This window comes from Paracoccus sp. (in: a-proteobacteria), assembly GCF_047605025.1.
In the GTDB taxonomy this organism is placed as follows: Bacteria; Pseudomonadota; Alphaproteobacteria; order Rhodobacterales; family Rhodobacteraceae; genus Paracoccus.
The window spans coordinates 13,816-28,513 of sequence record NZ_JASGGO010000003.1; the positions used below are offsets into that span (position 1 = coordinate 13,816).

General features: G+C 68.0%; 14 protein-coding genes. 8 read left to right on the forward strand and 6 right to left on the reverse strand.

Going from position 1 to position 14,698, the window contains the following annotated elements:
* The first annotated feature begins 55 nt into the window (after window positions 1–55).
* Window positions 56–949, forward strand: coding sequence for a LysR substrate-binding domain-containing protein (locus tag QM682_RS02885; protein WP_415126910.1), 894 nt, complete (start codon window positions 56–58; stop codon window positions 947–949).
* A 396-nt stretch (window positions 950–1,345) separates the two neighbouring features.
* Here the strand turns inward: QM682_RS02885 and ruvB are convergent, their stop codons facing one another.
* Genes ruvB through ruvC form a run of 4 tightly spaced genes read right to left on the reverse strand, consistent with a single transcriptional unit; the run spans window position 1,346 to window position 4,490 of the window.
* On the reverse strand, window positions 1,346–2,371 hold the full coding sequence (gene ruvB / locus QM682_RS02890) for a Holliday junction branch migration DNA helicase RuvB (protein WP_415126912.1): 1,026 nt from the start codon (window positions 2,369–2,371) through the stop codon (window positions 1,346–1,348).
* Window positions 2,368–3,312, reverse strand: a complete 945-nt coding sequence (gene htpX, locus QM682_RS02895) for a zinc metalloprotease HtpX (protein ID WP_415126914.1) — start codon at window positions 3,310–3,312, stop codon at window positions 2,368–2,370. Before htpX ends, ruvB begins: the two co-directional genes overlap by 4 nt.
* A gap of 11 nt (window positions 3,313–3,323) precedes the next feature.
* Complete coding sequence (ruvA, locus tag QM682_RS02900) at window positions 3,324–3,986, reverse strand: Holliday junction branch migration protein RuvA (protein ID WP_415126916.1); 663 nt, start codon at window positions 3,984–3,986, stop codon at window positions 3,324–3,326.
* A 9-nt stretch (window positions 3,987–3,995) separates the two neighbouring features.
* Window positions 3,996–4,490, reverse strand: coding sequence for a crossover junction endodeoxyribonuclease RuvC (gene ruvC / locus QM682_RS02905; protein WP_415126918.1), 495 nt, complete (start codon window positions 4,488–4,490; stop codon window positions 3,996–3,998).
* Window positions 4,491–4,614: 124 nt separating this feature from the next.
* Here ruvC and QM682_RS02910 point away from each other — a divergent pair, with 124 nt between their 5' ends.
* From QM682_RS02910 to QM682_RS02935, 6 genes are read left to right on the forward strand one after another with little or no spacing between them, the layout of a single operon-like run.
* Window positions 4,615–7,455: a monovalent cation/H+ antiporter subunit A gene (locus QM682_RS02910; protein ID WP_415126920.1), complete on the forward strand. Its 2,841-nt coding sequence runs from the start codon at window positions 4,615–4,617 to the stop codon at window positions 7,453–7,455.
* A complete protein-coding gene (locus QM682_RS02915; protein WP_415126922.1) occupies window positions 7,455–7,823 on the forward strand; it encodes a Na+/H+ antiporter subunit C in 369 nt (122 codons plus the stop codon). The genes QM682_RS02910 and QM682_RS02915 overlap by 1 nt, the downstream gene beginning before the upstream one ends.
* Window positions 7,820–9,316: a monovalent cation/H+ antiporter subunit D gene (locus tag QM682_RS02920; protein ID WP_415126924.1), complete on the forward strand. Its 1,497-nt coding sequence runs from the start codon at window positions 7,820–7,822 to the stop codon at window positions 9,314–9,316. The genes QM682_RS02915 and QM682_RS02920 overlap by 4 nt, the downstream gene beginning before the upstream one ends.
* A complete protein-coding gene (locus QM682_RS02925) occupies window positions 9,313–9,804 on the forward strand; it encodes a Na+/H+ antiporter subunit E (protein ID WP_415126926.1) in 492 nt (163 codons plus the stop codon). Before QM682_RS02920 ends, QM682_RS02925 begins: the two co-directional genes overlap by 4 nt.
* Complete coding sequence (locus tag QM682_RS02930) at window positions 9,801–10,070, forward strand: K+/H+ antiporter subunit F (RefSeq protein ID WP_415126928.1); 270 nt, start codon at window positions 9,801–9,803, stop codon at window positions 10,068–10,070. The genes QM682_RS02925 and QM682_RS02930 overlap by 4 nt, the downstream gene beginning before the upstream one ends.
* Window positions 10,071–10,082: 12 nt before the next feature.
* Window positions 10,083–10,481, forward strand: a complete 399-nt coding sequence (locus QM682_RS02935) for a Na+/H+ antiporter subunit G (RefSeq protein ID WP_415126930.1) — start codon at window positions 10,083–10,085, stop codon at window positions 10,479–10,481.
* A 106-nt stretch (window positions 10,482–10,587) separates the two neighbouring features.
* Here the strand turns inward: QM682_RS02935 and dapA are convergent, their stop codons facing one another.
* Window positions 10,588–11,463, reverse strand: a complete 876-nt coding sequence (gene dapA / locus QM682_RS02940) for a 4-hydroxy-tetrahydrodipicolinate synthase (RefSeq protein WP_415126932.1) — start codon at window positions 11,461–11,463, stop codon at window positions 10,588–10,590.
* Window positions 11,464–11,566: 103 nt separating this feature from the next.
* Between dapA and QM682_RS02945 the strand changes: the two genes are divergently transcribed.
* On the forward strand, window positions 11,567–13,765 hold the full coding sequence (locus QM682_RS02945; RefSeq protein WP_415126934.1) for a transglycosylase SLT domain-containing protein: 2,199 nt from the start codon (window positions 11,567–11,569) through the stop codon (window positions 13,763–13,765).
* Here the strand turns inward: QM682_RS02945 and QM682_RS02950 are convergent.
* The gene (locus tag QM682_RS02950; RefSeq protein WP_415126936.1) at window positions 13,701–14,675 is read right to left on the reverse strand and encodes a DMT family transporter; all 975 of its coding nucleotides are present in this window, start codon (window positions 14,673–14,675) and stop codon (window positions 13,701–13,703) included. The two genes, QM682_RS02945 and QM682_RS02950, sit on opposite strands and share 65 nt — an antisense overlap.
* Window positions 14,676–14,698: the final 23 nt, after the last annotated feature.

Sequence of the window (14,698 nt, forward strand, 5' to 3'; positions counted from 1 at the left end):
TCCGGTTTTCGATTAGATGGCGCAATCTGGATGCCATGATTAGCTGGTCTTATGAATGTCGAACGAGAACCTTCGTGACCTGAATGCCTTCGTCACTGTTGCCCAGGAAGGCAGCTTCACCCGCGCGGCGGCTAGGCTGGGTGTTTCGCAATCCGCGCTCAGCCAGACCGTGCGCAATCTGGAAGGGCGGGTGGGCATCCGCCTGCTGAACCGCACGACCCGGAACGTATCCCCGACCGAGGCGGGCGAGCGGCTGCTGTCGGAAGTGGCGCCTGCATTGGAACAGATCGACCGGGGCTTCGCCGGGCTGGGTTCCCTGCGTGACCGGCCGTCCGGCACGATCCGCCTGTCGGCCGACGAATACGCGATCCTCAGCCTGCTATGGCCGGCGCTGGAGCGGTTTCTGGCGCTTTATCCAGAGGTCAATATCGAGCTGGTGACGGATTACGGCCGCGCCGATGTCGTCCGCGAGCGTTTCGACGTGGGCGTGCGGCGCGGCAGGCTGGTGTCCAAGGACATGATCGCGCTGCGCATCGGGCCGGACATTCCCATGGTCGTCGTGGGCGCAGCCTCCTGCCTTGCGGGGCGGCGCCTGCCTGAGCAGCCGCATGATCTCTCTGATCACGACTGCATCAATCTGCGCCTGCCGACCCATGGTGAGTTCTTCGCCTGGGTCTTCAGCAAGGGCGGCAAGGAAGTCCGTGTCACCACGCAGGGCAGGCTTGTCTTCACCAGCGTCGTGCAGGTGCGGCAAGCCTGCCTTGCGGGCTTTGGGCTGGCTTATCTGCCGCTTGATTTCGTGGCCGGGCATATCGCCGGCGGAGAACTGGTCGAGGTTCTGGCCGACTGGCGCAAGACCTTCGAGGGCTATCATCTCTACTATCCCAACCGCCGCCAGCATCCCCCGGCTCTTGCGGCGTTGATCGGTGCGCTGCGCCATGGTGGGTAAGCGCCTTGGCCATTTGCGATGACACCCGCCTGGACCGCTTTGGCCGCCCTGCGCTCCATCATGCACCTAGGGGGCAAGAACAGCCCTGGGCCGGCCAGTTCCCCGTTTTGCGGGCCAGGGTGTCGGCCTGCGCATGCCGTCCAGCGAGCATGCCTGGTTTCATGAGGTGAACCCCGCCCCGCGATTTCCGCGGCAAAGCCATCGCGACGGGTGAGGGTGCAAGCGGCACCCTTGGTTCCGGGGTTCAACCCGGTCCACGTGCCCCCCCGGTCCGTGCCCCCCCGGTCCGCGTCTCGAACGCCTTCAGGACAGAAACGCTGGCGACACGAGGCTAAACGGCGGCCTTCCTGGCGACATCGCGCAGGCGCATTTTCGCACGGCCGGGCGCCGCCGAGGCTAATCCTCGAACAGGCTTTCCTGTGTCCGAGGCGCGTCCAGGCCAAGATGCCGCCAGCCCAGCCGGGCCAGCATCCGTCCGCGCGGGGTCCGGCTGACAAGGCCCTGCTGCATCAGGAACGGCTCGATCACCTCTTCGATCGCATCGCGGCTTTCGGAAAGCGCGGCCGAAAGGGTTTCGACCCCGACCGGGCCGCCGCCGTAATGCTCGGCCATCAGGGTCAGATAGCGGCGATCGGCCGAATCGAGGCCGACATGATCGACGCCCAGGCGCGTCAGGGCGCTGTCGGCGATCTGGCGCGTCAGCCGGCCATCGCCTTCGACCAGCGCGAAATCCACCACCCGGCGCAAAAGGCGGCCGGCGATGCGGGGCGTGCCTCGGGCACGGCGGGCGATCTCAAGCGTGCCCGCAGGTTCGGACGGAATGCCCATCAGCCGCGCGCCGCGTGTCACGATCAGGTCCAGTTCCTCGACGGTATAGAATTGCAGCCGGGTCGGGATGCCGAAACGGTCGCGCAGCGGCGTGGTCAGCAGGCCCAGCCGCGTCGTCGCGCCGACCAGGGTAAAGGGCTGCAATTCGATCCGCACCGTCCGCGCGGCGGGGCCTTCGCCGATCACCAGGTCCAGCTCGAAATCCTCCATCGCGGGATAAAGCACTTCCTCGACCGCCGGGTTCATGCGGTGGATCTCGTCGATGAAAAGCACGTCCCGCGTTTCCAGATTGGTCAGGATCGCGGCAAGATCGCCCGCGCGCGCCAGCACCGGGCCGGAGGTCATCTTGAAATTCACCCCCAGTTCGCGCGCCATGATCTGCGCGAGCGTGGTCTTGCCAAGGCCCGGCGGCCCGTGAAACAGCGTGTGGTCCATCGCCTTGCCGCGCATCCGGGCGCTTTCGATGAAGACGCGCAGATTGGCGCGTGCTTCGGCCTGGCCCACGAAATCCTCAAGCTTCTGGGGGCGCAGCGCGCGATCCTCGGTATCGCTTGTCAGAGGTTCGGGGCGCAGCATGGGGTCGGGCTGGCTCATGGATTGCCCCAGGGGGCGGGGCCGCGTCCGCCGCTGTTGGGAATGCGCGATGGGCCGAAAGCCTCGGCCGGAGCCGCGTTTCGTGGCGCGCCGCCCGCGCCGCCGGCCATGGCACGCAGGCGGGCGATGCGTTCCTCGGTCGGCGGGTGGGTGGCGAAAAGCCGGTCCATGCGCAACGCATGCAGCGGGTTGACGATGAACATGCTGGCCGAGGCGGGGTTGCGCTCGGCCGGGGTATTGACCACGCGCCCCGCCGCCTGCGCGATCTTGGCCAGCGCCCCGGCCAGCGCAAGCGGCTTGCCGCAGATCTCGGCCCCGATCCGGTCCGCTTCGTATTCGCGCGTGCGCGAGACCGCCATCTGGACCAGCCCCGCCGCCATGGGCGCGAAGATCATCGCCAGAAGCCCCGCGATGCCGCCGCCGCGATTGTCGTCCCGTCCCCCGAACATCGAGGAGAACATCAGCATGTTGCCCAGCATCGCGATGGCGCCTGCCATGGTCGCGGTGACGGTCATGGTCAGCGTGTCGCGGTTCTTGATATGGGCCAGTTCATGCGCGATCACGCCGGCAAGTTCGTCCCGGCTTAGCACCTGCATGATGCCCTGGGTCACGGCCACGGCGGCGTTCTGGGGATTGCGCCCGGTGGCGAAGGCATTGGGCTGTTCGGTCGCCAGGACATAGACCTTGGGCATGGGCAGGCCCGCGCGGGCGGCCAGTCCTTCGACCATGTCGACCAGTTCCGGGGCCTGCTGGCGTGTCACCAGCGTGGCGCCCTGCTGGCGCAGCACCATCTTGTCGCTGTTCCACCAGGCCATGAAGTTCCCGAACCCCGCGAAGATCAGCGCGATCACCGCCCCGCCCGAGCCGCCGATCAGATAGCCCATGGCCATGACCAGCGCGGTCAGCGCGGCCATCAGGATGAAGGTGCGGATGTTTCCCATGTCCTGGCTCCTTATTCCTTGGGTGCAAGCAGCCTGAGGGCTGCCCTGATCAAAGCCGAGGTGCCCGCCTGGGGTTCCAGGCCGGCCGCCTGGGCCACGGCGCCCGCCGCCTCGGACGGAGCATAGCCCAGATTGCCCAGGGCCGAGAGGGCATCCGCCGTCGCCTGCGCCGAACTGGGGGGCGCGGGCGCGCGGGGAAGGGCGGGGGTTTCCTCGGGCGCGTCGACCAGGGGGCCTGGATCGACGGTCAGGTTGCCGCCCAGGGCCATCACGGCGGGGGCCTTGTCCTTCAATTCCATCGCGATGCGCTGCGCAAGCTTCGGTCCCACCCCCGGCGCCTTGCGCAGGGCGGACCAGTCGCCAAGCGCCAACGCACGGCTAAGCCCGTCCGGTCCCAGCGTGCCCAGGATCGCCAGCGATACCTTGGCCCCCACCCCCTGCACCGAGGTCAGCAGCCGGTGCCATTCCTTCTCAAGCAGCGTCGGAAAGCCGAAAAGCTGCAACAGATCCTCGCGCACCAGAAGCTCGGTATAAAGCGCCGCCGCCTGGCCGGCGGGGGGAAGGCTTGCCGAGGTGCGCTCGCTGACATGGACGATATAGCCCACGCCGCGCACGTCGATCAGCACATGGTCCTGCGCCCGGTGCAGGATGATGCCCGCGATGCGTCCGATCATGGCGACCCCCTAGCCCACGGCCTTGATGCGCAGGGACCGGCCCTGGATGTGATGGGCATGGCAGATCGCCACGGCCAGCGCGTCGGCGGCGTCGGGTCCGGCCAGTTCCACCCCCGGCAGCATGAAGCGGACCATGTGCTGGACCTGTTCCTTGGCGGCATGGCCCACGCCCACCACGGTCTTTTTCACCGCATTGGGGGCGTATTCGCCGATTTCCAGCCCGTATTCCGCCGGAGCCAACAGCGCGATGCCCCGCGCCTGGCCCAGTTTCAGCGTGCCGGTCGCGTCCTTGTTGACGAAGGTTTGCTCGACCGCCGCCGCGTCGGGCCGGTAAAGCTCGATCACCGCCGAAAGGCCACGAAACAGCGCCGAAAGGCGCGGGCCCAGATCGCCGGACTGGGAATGGACGATGCCATTGGCCAGATGGCGCAGCCTGGGACCGTCCACGGCGATCACGCCCCAGCCCATGTTCCGCAGCCCCGGATCGATGCCGATGATTTTCATGCCCGCCCTCTTTTTTCCCTTTGGGCTAGCACGAAACACGAACATCGGCCAGCGCCAAGTTCGCGGCCTGCTTGACATCTTTTCCCTAGTCTGGGGACATGGCGCCAGCGGGGGAGGGAGAGCCATGTCGCCAGCACTGATCGCCGTCCTGCCCTTTCTGGGCGCGCTGCTGCCTGGCCTGCTGATCCGCTCGGGGCGCGATGTCGCGGCGGTCGCCTGCGCCACGGCCAGCGCCGCCGCATTGCTGGGCCTGTGCCTGCACATTCCCGCGATCCTGGCCGGAGAGGTGATCACCGCGCGCTTCGCCTGGCTGCCGCAGCTTGGCCTGGACGCCAGCTTTCGCATCGACGGGCTGGGCCTGCTGTTCGGGATATTGATCCTGGGGATCGGGCTTCTGATCATCGCCTATGCGCGGTTCTATCTGGCCGCGCGCGATCCGGTGGGGTTGTTCCTGACCTATCTGATGTTGTTCCAGGGCGCGATGATGGGGATCGTGCTATCCGATAACATCCTGCTTTTGCTGGTTTTCTGGGAGCTGACCTCGCTTAGTTCCTTCCTGCTGATCGGCTATTGGCGGCATCTGCCCGAGGCGCGGCAGGGTGCGCGCATGGCGCTGGCGGTGACGGGGCTTGGGGGCCTCGCGATGATCGCGGGGATGCTGATCCTGGGCCGCATCGCCGGAAGCCATGAGCTTTCGGCGATCCTGAACGCGCGCGAGGCGGTGCAGGCAAGCCCGCTTTACCTGCCAGCGCTGCTGCTGATCCTGCTGGGGGCCTTTACCAAATCGGCGCAGTTCCCGTTCCATTTCTGGCTGCCCCATGCGATGGCCGCGCCCACGCCCGTCTCGGCCTATCTGCATTCGGCGACCATGGTGAAGGCGGGGATCTTTCTTCTGGCGCGGTTTTGGCCGGTGTTGTCCGGGACGCCGGAATGGTTCTGGCTGGTCACGGGGGCGGGGCTTCTGACGATGCTGCTGGGGGCCTGGATCGCGCTGTTCCGCGACGATCTGAAATCGCTTCTGGCCTATTCGACGGTCTCGCATCTGGGGCTGATCACCATGCTGCTGGGCTTCGGGACCGAGGGCGCGGCGGTGGCGGCGCTGTTTCACATCGTCAACCATGCGGTGTTCAAGGCGGCGCTTTTCATGACCGCCGGGATCATCGACCACGAGACCGGAACAAGGTCCATCGCCCGCCTTGGGGGCCTGCGCCGCCTGATGCCGGTGACCTTCGCGATCGGGACCGTCGCGGCCCTGTCCATGGCGGGCATCCCGCCTCTGAACGGTTTCCTGTCGAAGGAACTGATGCTGGAGCAGGCCACGCATCTCGGCGTGGCGGTTTATCTGCCGGCGGCGCTGGCGGCGCTTTTCTCGGTCGGCTATTCGCTGCGGCTGGTCTGGCAGGTCTTCCTGGGGCCTCGGCGCGACGATTACCCCCATGCGCCGCATGATCCGGGCTTCGGCCTTTGGGCTGCGCCAGGGCTGCTGGCCCTGCTGGCGGTGCTGATCGGGCTTTGGCCGAACGGGATGGTCGGCTGGCTGGTCGCCGCCTCGGGCGCGGCCGTGACTGGTGGCGTGACTGGTGGCGCGCCGCAGCCGCATTTCGCGCTGTGGCATGGGGTGACGCCGGCGTTGCTGCTGTCGGTCGCGGCGATCCTGGGGGGTGCTGCCTTGCTGCGCGCGCAGCCGCGCCTGCTGGCGATGCGCGACGGGATGGGCCGAAGGCCGGATGCGAAGGCGATGTTTGATGCGGTGACGCGGCGCGCGCTGCGGCTGGCGCGGGTGCTGACGGATCGCGTCACCAACGGATCGCTGGCGCGTGCCTTCGCGGCCTTTTCGTTGACCGTGGTGATGTGCGGCGCCTGGGCCTTTTCGACAGGCGGGCATGAGGGGTGGAGCCGCCCCATGCTGTCCGTCCCGCCCGTCGCCCTGATCGGCTGGGCGCTTCTGATGATTGCCACCTGCTGCATGGTGGCCTTTCACCGCAATCGAATGCTGGCGCTGGTGCTGGTCGGGATCATCGGGCTGATGGTCTCGGGCTGCTTTCTTTACCTGTCCGCGCCGGACCTGGCGCTGACCCAGATCTCGGTCGAGGTGGTGACCGTCATCCTGCTGCTGCTGGCGCTGAACTTCCTGCCCAAGCGCACCATCCTGGAAAGCCGGCCCGGCAAGCGCGGCTTCGACGCCTTCGTCGCGACGATCACGGGCCTGGGTTTTGGCGGGCTGGCCTATGGGGTCATGCGCTCGGATTTCGCGCTGCCCTCGATTTCGGGCTATATGCTTGAGAACAGCCACAAGCTGGGCGGCGGCGATAATGTGGTGAACGTGATCCTGGTCGATTTCCGAGGCTATGACACATTCGGCGAAATCACCGTGCTGGGCATCGCCGCGCTGGCGATCTTTGCCCTGACCGAGACGCTGCTGTCCGGCGCCAGCGGCCAGCGGCTGCGGCACTGGCGCCATGACAGCCACCGGGCGGGCGCGCGCCATCCGCTGATGCTGGTCGTGGTGACGCGGCTGATCCTGCCGATGTCGCTGGTGGTGGGGCTGTATATCTTTCTGCGCGGGCACAACCAGCCGGGCGGGGGCTTCATCGCCGGTCTGGTCGTCGCCTGCGCGCTGGTCTCGCAATACATGGCCTCGGGCTATGCCTGGGCGCAAAGCCGCAACCGCGTGCCCTTTCATGCGCTGATCGGCGCGGGCGTGATCGCGGCGGGCGTCACCGGCATCGGCGCATGGTTCGCGGGGATGCCCTTCCTGACCTCGGCCTATGGCCATGTGAAGCTGCCGGGGCTTGAGCCGTTCGAACTGGCCTCGGCCATGGGCTTTGACCTGGGCGTGTTTCTGTGTGTGCTGGGCGCGGTGATGCTGGCCTTGAATTCGCTTTCGCGCATCGCGCGCCAGGCGGGCGAGACGGTGAATGCCGGCCCGATGGACGTGGACCCCAGCCGGACCGGAGACCGCTGATGGAACTGCTTTTGTCCAGCGCCATCGGCATGCTGACCGGGGCGGGCATCTATCTGATCCTGCGCCGCCGCAGTTTCGCCGTGGTGCTGGGCACCACCATGCTGAGCTATGCGATCAACCTGTTCCTGTTCTCGACCGGGCGGCTGGTCGTGGATGCGCCCCCGATCCTGCGCGAGGGGGCCGCGCGTTATACCGACCCGCTGCCGCAGGCGCTGGTGCTGACGGCCATCGTGATCTCGTTCGGGATGACGGCGGTGACGGTGATGATGGCGCTGGGGGCGTTCCTGGAGGGCGGCGACGACCGCGTGGACATGCCCCGCGCCGACCGCCGCGCCGAGGAAGGCCCCCAGGAAGGCCCCCAGGAATGAGCCATCTGATCATCGCCCCCGTCATCCTGCCCGCCGTGATCGGCGCGCTGATCATCCTGTGGATGCGGGCGGACCTGCTGCTGCAACGGGTCTTTTCCGTCGCGGGCACCGCGCTTTTGCTGGCGCTGGCGCTTTATCTGAACGGGCTTGCCGGTTCGGGCGAGATCCGGGTCTATCGCCTGGGGAACTGGTCCGCGCCTTTCGGCATCGTGCTGATGCTGGACCGGCTTTCGGCGCTGATGGTGCTGCTGACGGCGGTTCTGGCGCTGGCGGTGCAGCTTTACGCCATGGGCTCGGGCTGGGACCGGCGGGGCTGGCATTTCCATGCGCTGTGGCAGTTCCAGCTGATGGGGATCTGCGGGGCCTTCCTGACCGGGGACGCCTTCAACCTGTTCGTGTTCTTCGAGGTGCTGCTGATCGCCAGCTACGGGCTGATGATCCATGGCGGCGGGCCGATGCGGTTGCGCGCGGGGGTGCAATACATCGCCTATAACCTGGCCGGCTCGACGCTGTTTCTGGCGGCGCTGGGGGTGCTTTACGCGGTGACGGGCACGCTCAACATGGCTGACATGGCCGCCCGCGTCGCCGCCATGCCGCCCCAGGACACGGCGCTGCTGCGCGTGGGCGCGGTGCTGCTGATGCTGGTCTTTGCCGTCAAGGCGGCGCTGGTGCCGCTGCATTTCTGGCTGCCCTCGACCTATGCCAATGCGCCGGGGCCGGTCGCGGCGCTGTTCGCCATCATGACCAAGGTGGGGGTCTACGGCATCATCCGTTTCTTTACCCTGGTCTTTCCCAAGGACGCGGTGATCGAGACGGTGGTGATGGATCTGCTGTTGCCCGCCGCGCTGTTCACCCTGGCGCTGGGACAGATCGGCATCCTCGGCACGCGGCATCTGGGCCGGATGGCGGCCTTCGCGGCCATCGGCTCGGTCGGGACGCTGATGATCGCCGTGGCCCAGTTCACGGTGCAGGGCACGGCGGCGGCGCTTTACTACATGATCCACTCGACGCTGGCGGCGGGGGCGCTGTTTCTGATCGTGGACATGATCGGCGCGCGGCGGGAAGGGGATCTGTGGCTGCGCGCGGGGGCGGCGCCCGGAGGGCTGATCGCCGCGCTTTACTTTGCCGCAGCCATCGCGGTGGTGGGGATGCCGCCGCTTTCGGGCTTCGTCGGCAAGCTTCTGGTGATGCAGGCCACACAATCCGCGCCGGCGGCGGTGTGGATCTGGGGCACGATCCTGACAAGCTCGCTGATCGCGATCTATGGCATGGCGCGCGCCGGCACGACGGTCTTCTGGAAAAGCCAGGCCCCGTCCAAGGACGCGCAGCCCGCGCTTGCCATCGTCGCCGTGGGGCTGCTGCTGGCGGGAATCCTGGGGCTGACCGTGCTGGCCGGGCCGGTGACGGCCTGGGCCCAGGCCACCGCCCGGCAGCTTCACGATCCCGCCCTTTATCTGCAAGCGGTGCTGCAAGAGCAGGAGGGCGTCAAGTGATCCGCAGGCTGCTTCCCCATCCGCTGCTAAGCGCGACCCTGGTGCTGGTCTGGCTGGCGCTGGTCAATCGCTGGGCCTGGGGCTCGCTGGTCTTCGCCGGGCTGATCGGGGTGGCCGTGCCGCTGCTGACGGCGCCCTATTGGCCCGATACCAAGGGCTATAGCCGCCCCGGCCGCATCCCGGCCTTTCTGGGCATCCTGCTTTATGACATCGTGAAGGCCAATTTCGATGTGGTGCGGATCGTGCTGTTCCTGCCGCGCCGCGCGCTGCGCCCGGCCTGGATCGTGGTCCCGCTGGACCTGCGCCGCCCCGAGGCGATCACGGCGCTGGCCGCCACCATCACCCTGACCCCCGGCACGATCAGTTGCGACCTGTCCGAGGACGGGCGCGCGCTGCTGGTCCATTGCCTGCACGCCCCCGACCCGCGGGGCGTCCTGGACGATATCAAGACCCGATACGAGGCCCGCCTGAAGGAGATCTTCGAATGATCGGCTATGCGCTTGCCTTTGCCTATGGCTGCTTCGGCCTGGCGATGCTGTTCTGCCTTTACCGGGTGGTGCGCGCGCCGGGACTGATCGACCGGGTGCTGGCGCTGGACACGCTGACGGTCAATGCCATCGCGCTGCTGACGCTTTTCGGCATCGACAAGGGCACGGGCATCTATTTCGAGGCGGCGCTGCTGTTCGCCATGCTCGGCTTCATCTCCTCGGTCGCCTTCGCGAAATTCGTGCTGCGCGGCGACATCATCGAATAGCAAGGAGGCTGCATGATCGCGGAAACAGTCGTCTCGATCCTGCTGGTGCTGGGCGGGTTCTTCGGGTTGGTCGGTTCATACGGGCTGGTCAAGCTGCCCGACCAGATGAGCAGGCTGCACGCGCCGACGAAATCGGCGACCCTGGGCGTGGGGGCGGTGCTGATCGCCTCGCTGATCTGGTTTCCCAGCCAGACGGGCGTGCTGACCTGGCATGAATTGCTGATCACGCTGTTTCTGTTCCTGACCGCGCCGGTGACGGGGAATTTCCTGGCCAAGGCGCATATGCACACCAGTTGGCACCCCGAGGAGATCCCGCCGCCCGAGCCGGGCAAGTCCTGGGCCACCTATTGCGACCCGGACCTGGATCGCTGGGAGATGCGCGGCGACGACAGCAGGCTGCCGCGCGAATGACAAGGGCGCGTCCCGCGCGCCCTGTCCTGCCCAAAGTGCCCTTGCCCTAAGATTCCCACCCTGGGTCCTGGGGCCTGGGATCGCTGGCCCAATAAGATCCCCGGCCTTAGATCAGCCCGGCATGGGCCATGGCCCGGTCGATCGCAGTCTTGGTGCCCTCGGTCAGCCCGACCAGCGGCAGGCGCACGCGGTCGGTGCAAAGACCCAGCCTGGACATGGCGTATTTCGCGCCGGCCACGCCCGGCTCCAGGAAGATCGCGACATGCAGCGGCATCAGCCGGTCCTGATATTCCAGCGCGCGGGCGAAATCGCCGGCCAGCGTCGCCTCCTGGAACTCGGCGCAAAGGCGCGGCGCCACGTTGGCCGTGACCGAGATGCAGCCGATGCCGCCATGGGCGTTGAAGCCCAGGGCGGTCGCATCCTCGCCGGAAAGCTGGATGAAGTCGGTGCCGCAGGTGGTGCGCTGCATGCTGACACGCTCAAGCTTGCCGGTCGCGTCCTTGACGCCCACGATGCGCGGCAGTTTGGCCAGTTCACCCATCGTCTCGGGTGTCATGTCGATGACCGAGCGGCCAGGGATGTTGTAGATGATGATCGGCAGGTCGCTTGCGTCGTGCAGCGCGGTGTAATGCGCGATCAGGCCGGCCTGGGTCGGCCTGTTGTAATAGGGCGTCACCACCAGCGCGGCATCGGCCCCCGCCGCCTGGGCGTGCTGGACCAGGCCGATCCCCTCGCGCGTGGAGTTCGAGCCGGCGCCCGCCACCACCGGCACGCGGCCTGCGGCGATGCGCACGACCTCCTCGACCACCTTGCGATGCTCGTCATGGGACAGGGTGGGGCTTTCGCCGGTGGTGCCGACCGGGACCAGCCCATGGCTGCCCTCGGCGACATGCCACTCGACCAGCTTCTCAAGCGCAAGAAGATCCAGCTCCCCGTCGGGGGTGAAGGGCGTGACCAGCGCGGGCAGAGAGCCTTTGAGCATGACGGATTCCTGAATTTGAATGTCTTATGGCATTACAACCCATGGCGGGCCTTGCCAAGGATGTGAGTTGCGCCGACCGGCGGAACCTCGCAGAAATAAGGCCATGATGCATCCCTTGCGCGACAGGATTCTCGGGCCGGTTGTGGCATTCTCGCTGGCGCTGGCTGCAATGCCCGCGCCGGCCGAGGATGCGCGCGCACTGGGGCGGGCGCTGGCCTATGCGGGCCAGCGCGACTGGCCGGCGGCGCAAGGCCAGGCGGCGGCATCGGGGCCGGTCGCCTCCAGCCTGATCGCCTGGCAGCGGCTGCGGGCGGGGCAGGGGGCCTGGCCGGAATATCTGGCTTTCGCGCGGGCGCATCCCGACTGGCCGGGGATGGAACTGTTCCATCGCCGGGGGGACGCGCTTTTGCGCCCGGACCTGCCGCCCGCCGATGTGATCGCCTGGTTCGGTGCCCGGCGCCCCACCTCGCTGAACGGGGCCGAGGCGCTGATCGCCGCCCTTGCCGCGACCGATCCCGGCGCCGCCGAGGCCGAGATCGCCCGCTTCTGGACCACGCAGGCCCTGCCGAAGCCCGAGGCCGAGAGATTCATGGCCGCCCACGGTCCCCAGACCCTGCCCCTGCACGACAGCCGCGTGCTGGGCCTTCTGGATCAGGGCGAATGGCAGGCGGCGCGGGACATGCTGCCCGTGGCCTCGCCCGAGGTGCAGGCGCTTGCCAGGGCGCGGATCGCGACCCAGGCCGGCCAGCCGGGCGTGGACGCGCTGATCCTGGCACTGCCCGAGGCGGCCCGCGCCGATGCCGGGCTGGCGCTGGACCGATTCCGCTGGCGGGTCAGGGCCAAGCTGCCGGATCTGGCGCGGGCTTTGATGCTGGAACGCTCGACCGGGGTTTCGGCGTTGCGCGATCCGGCCGCCTGGGCCAGGCCGCGCGCCGATTTCGCCCGCGCCGCCTTGCGCGCCCGCGACTGGGGCCTGGCCGAGCGGCTGGCCGCGAACCATTTCCTGCCGCCGGGAAGCGAGCAGTTCATAGACCTGGAATGGCTGGCCGGATATGCCGCCCTGCGCGGCGGCGCGCCCGACCGCGCGCTTGCGCATTTCACCCATCTGGAAAGCGGGGTCGCAAGCCCCATCTCGCGGTCGCGCGCGCATTACTGGCTGGCCCGCGCGCATGAGGCGGCGGGGGATCGGTCCGCCGCGCTGGCCGAATACGACAGCGCCGCCCAGTGGCAGACGGCCTATTACGGCCAGCTTGCCGCCGAAAAGCTGCGCCGGACCATGCAGCCCGAACTGGCCGTGCCGGGCCTTGCCGCCGAGACGCTGCCCGACTGGCGCGGCAGCGATCTGCGGTTGAACCCGGTCTGGCAGGCGGGGGTCTGGCTGATCGCGGCGGGCGATGCCGATCAGGGCGCGCGCTTCTTCCTGCATCTGGCCGAGACGGCCGCGCCCGAGGATATCGGCCGCATGGCCCGGCTGATGCTGGAGATCCGCAAGCCCTGGCACGCGCTGCGGCTGGCCAAGGCCGCGGCGGCCAAGGGCGTGATCTATCCCGCCGCCTATTTCCCGCTGACCGGCCTTGAGGAGAAGCCCCTGGGCCTGCCGCCCGAACTGATCATGTCGATCGCCCGGCGGGAAAGCGAGTTCAACCATACCGTCAGTTCCCATGCCGGGGCGCTGGGGCTGATGCAGGTCATGCCCGAAACCGCCCGCGCCATGGCCCGCAAGATCGGCGAGCCCTTCGACCAGGCCCGGCTGACGCGGGACGATGCCTATAACGCGCGGCTGGGCGCGGCCTATCTGGCCGGGCTGCGCGAGCGTTTCGGCCCCTCCATCGCGCTGGTCAGTTCCGGCTATAACGCCGGGCCGGGGCGTCCGGCGCGCTGGATCCTGGATTTCGGCGACCTGCGCCGCGCGGCGGACCCGGTGGATTGGGTCGAGATGATCCCCTTTGACGAGACGCGCAACTACGTCATGCGCGTGGCCGAGGCGCTGCCGGTGTATCGCGCCCGGATCATGGGCCATCCCGCCCCCATCGTGCCCAGCTTTGATCTAAGCGGGGGCGGCGTCATGCCCCCGCCGCCGCAGCCGCCGATCCGGCTGGCCTTTTCGCGCCGGCCGCCGATGTCGCCGCGCGCGCTGGTCCATATGGCGGCGGGGGGCGTCCTGGCCCAGGTCATCCGCCCCGCGCTGGTCATCGAGGCGGCCAGCATCGCCGCTTCCGAGCCCCTGGCCGAGGTGCTCAGGCCCGATGCACCCGGGCCCGATGCCGCGCCGCGCCCTGCTGCCGAGACCGCCACCAGGTGAACAGTCCCGCGCCGACCACGACCGCGGCGCCAAGGGCGACGTTCGGGGCAAGCCGCTCGCCGAAGATCACCACGGCGAAGATGCTGACCCATACCAGTTGCGTATAGGAAAAGGGTTGCAGCGCCGAGGCTTCGGCCAGCTCATAGGCGCGGATCAGCATGAAATGCGCGGTGCCGGCACAGGCGCAAAGGATCAGCAGCCAGGGAAGATCCGCCGTGGCGATCGGCTGCCAACTGCGCAGGCCCAGAAGGGTCATGGTGATCGCGCCGATCACCGAGGTCCACAGGAAGCTTGTCAGCGCGCTGTCGTCGCGTCCCACCAGCCGCGTCATCAGCCCATAGGCCGCGAACATCACCGCCGCCAGCAGCGGCAGCGCCGCCTGGGACGAGAACACGCCGCTGCCGGGTTTCAGCACGATCAGGATGCCCAGAAAGCCCACGAAGACCGCCAGCCAGCGCCGCCAGCCCACCTTTTCGCCCAGTACCGGCCCACTGAGGATCGAGATCATCAGCGGATAGCAGGCAAAGATCGCATGCGTGTTGATCAGGCCCAGCCGCACGAAAGCCTCGACGGTGACGACGATCTCAAGCGCCAGGATCACGCCGCGCGCGATCTGGGTCCAGGGCCGGCGGCTGCGGATCGCCGCGCGCAGGCCGCCCGGCTGGCGCAGGCAGATCGCCACCACGAACAGGGTGAAGAACCAATAGCGCAGCATGGTGATGAAGATCGGCGAATATTGCGTGCCCAGATGGCGCGAGATCCCGTCCTGCATCGCGAAGATCAGCGAGGCGCCGCAGATCAGCAGGATCGCCGTGCCCTGCCGGTCCTGTCTTGCAGAGGTCGGATAGGCGCGGGGGGGTGGCGGGACGGGCGGGGCGATCTGCGGCCCCGCCGGGCTTGTCTCGGTCATGGCGGGCTTTCGGCTTGGTATGG

Excerpts from the sequence above, each read along its gene's own strand:
- QM682_RS02885 (WP_415126910.1), top strand. The coding sequence starts at position 56 with ATGTCGAACGAGAACCTTCGTGACCTGAATGCCTTCGTCACTGTTGCC.
- ruvB (WP_415126912.1), bottom strand. The coding sequence starts at position 2,371 with ATGAGCCAGCCCGACCCCATGCTGCGCCCCGAACCTCTGACAAGCGAT.
- htpX (WP_415126914.1), bottom strand. The coding sequence starts at position 3,312 with ATGGGAAACATCCGCACCTTCATCCTGATGGCCGCGCTGACCGCGCTG.
- ruvA (WP_415126916.1), bottom strand. The coding sequence starts at position 3,986 with ATGATCGGACGCATCGCGGGCATCATCCTGCACCGGGCGCAGGACCAT.
- ruvC (WP_415126918.1), bottom strand. The coding sequence starts at position 4,490 with ATGAAAATCATCGGCATCGATCCGGGGCTGCGGAACATGGGCTGGGGC.
- QM682_RS02910 (WP_415126920.1), top strand. The coding sequence starts at position 4,615 with ATGTCGCCAGCACTGATCGCCGTCCTGCCCTTTCTGGGCGCGCTGCTG.
- QM682_RS02915 (WP_415126922.1), top strand. The coding sequence starts at position 7,455 with ATGGAACTGCTTTTGTCCAGCGCCATCGGCATGCTGACCGGGGCGGGC.
- QM682_RS02920 (WP_415126924.1), top strand. The coding sequence starts at position 7,820 with ATGAGCCATCTGATCATCGCCCCCGTCATCCTGCCCGCCGTGATCGGC.
- QM682_RS02930 (WP_415126928.1), top strand. The coding sequence starts at position 9,801 with ATGATCGGCTATGCGCTTGCCTTTGCCTATGGCTGCTTCGGCCTGGCG.
- QM682_RS02935 (WP_415126930.1), top strand. The coding sequence starts at position 10,083 with ATGATCGCGGAAACAGTCGTCTCGATCCTGCTGGTGCTGGGCGGGTTC.
- dapA (WP_415126932.1), bottom strand. The coding sequence starts at position 11,463 with ATGCTCAAAGGCTCTCTGCCCGCGCTGGTCACGCCCTTCACCCCCGAC.
- QM682_RS02945 (WP_415126934.1), top strand. The coding sequence starts at position 11,567 with ATGATGCATCCCTTGCGCGACAGGATTCTCGGGCCGGTTGTGGCATTC.
- QM682_RS02950 (WP_415126936.1), bottom strand. The coding sequence starts at position 14,675 with ATGACCGAGACAAGCCCGGCGGGGCCGCAGATCGCCCCGCCCGTCCCG.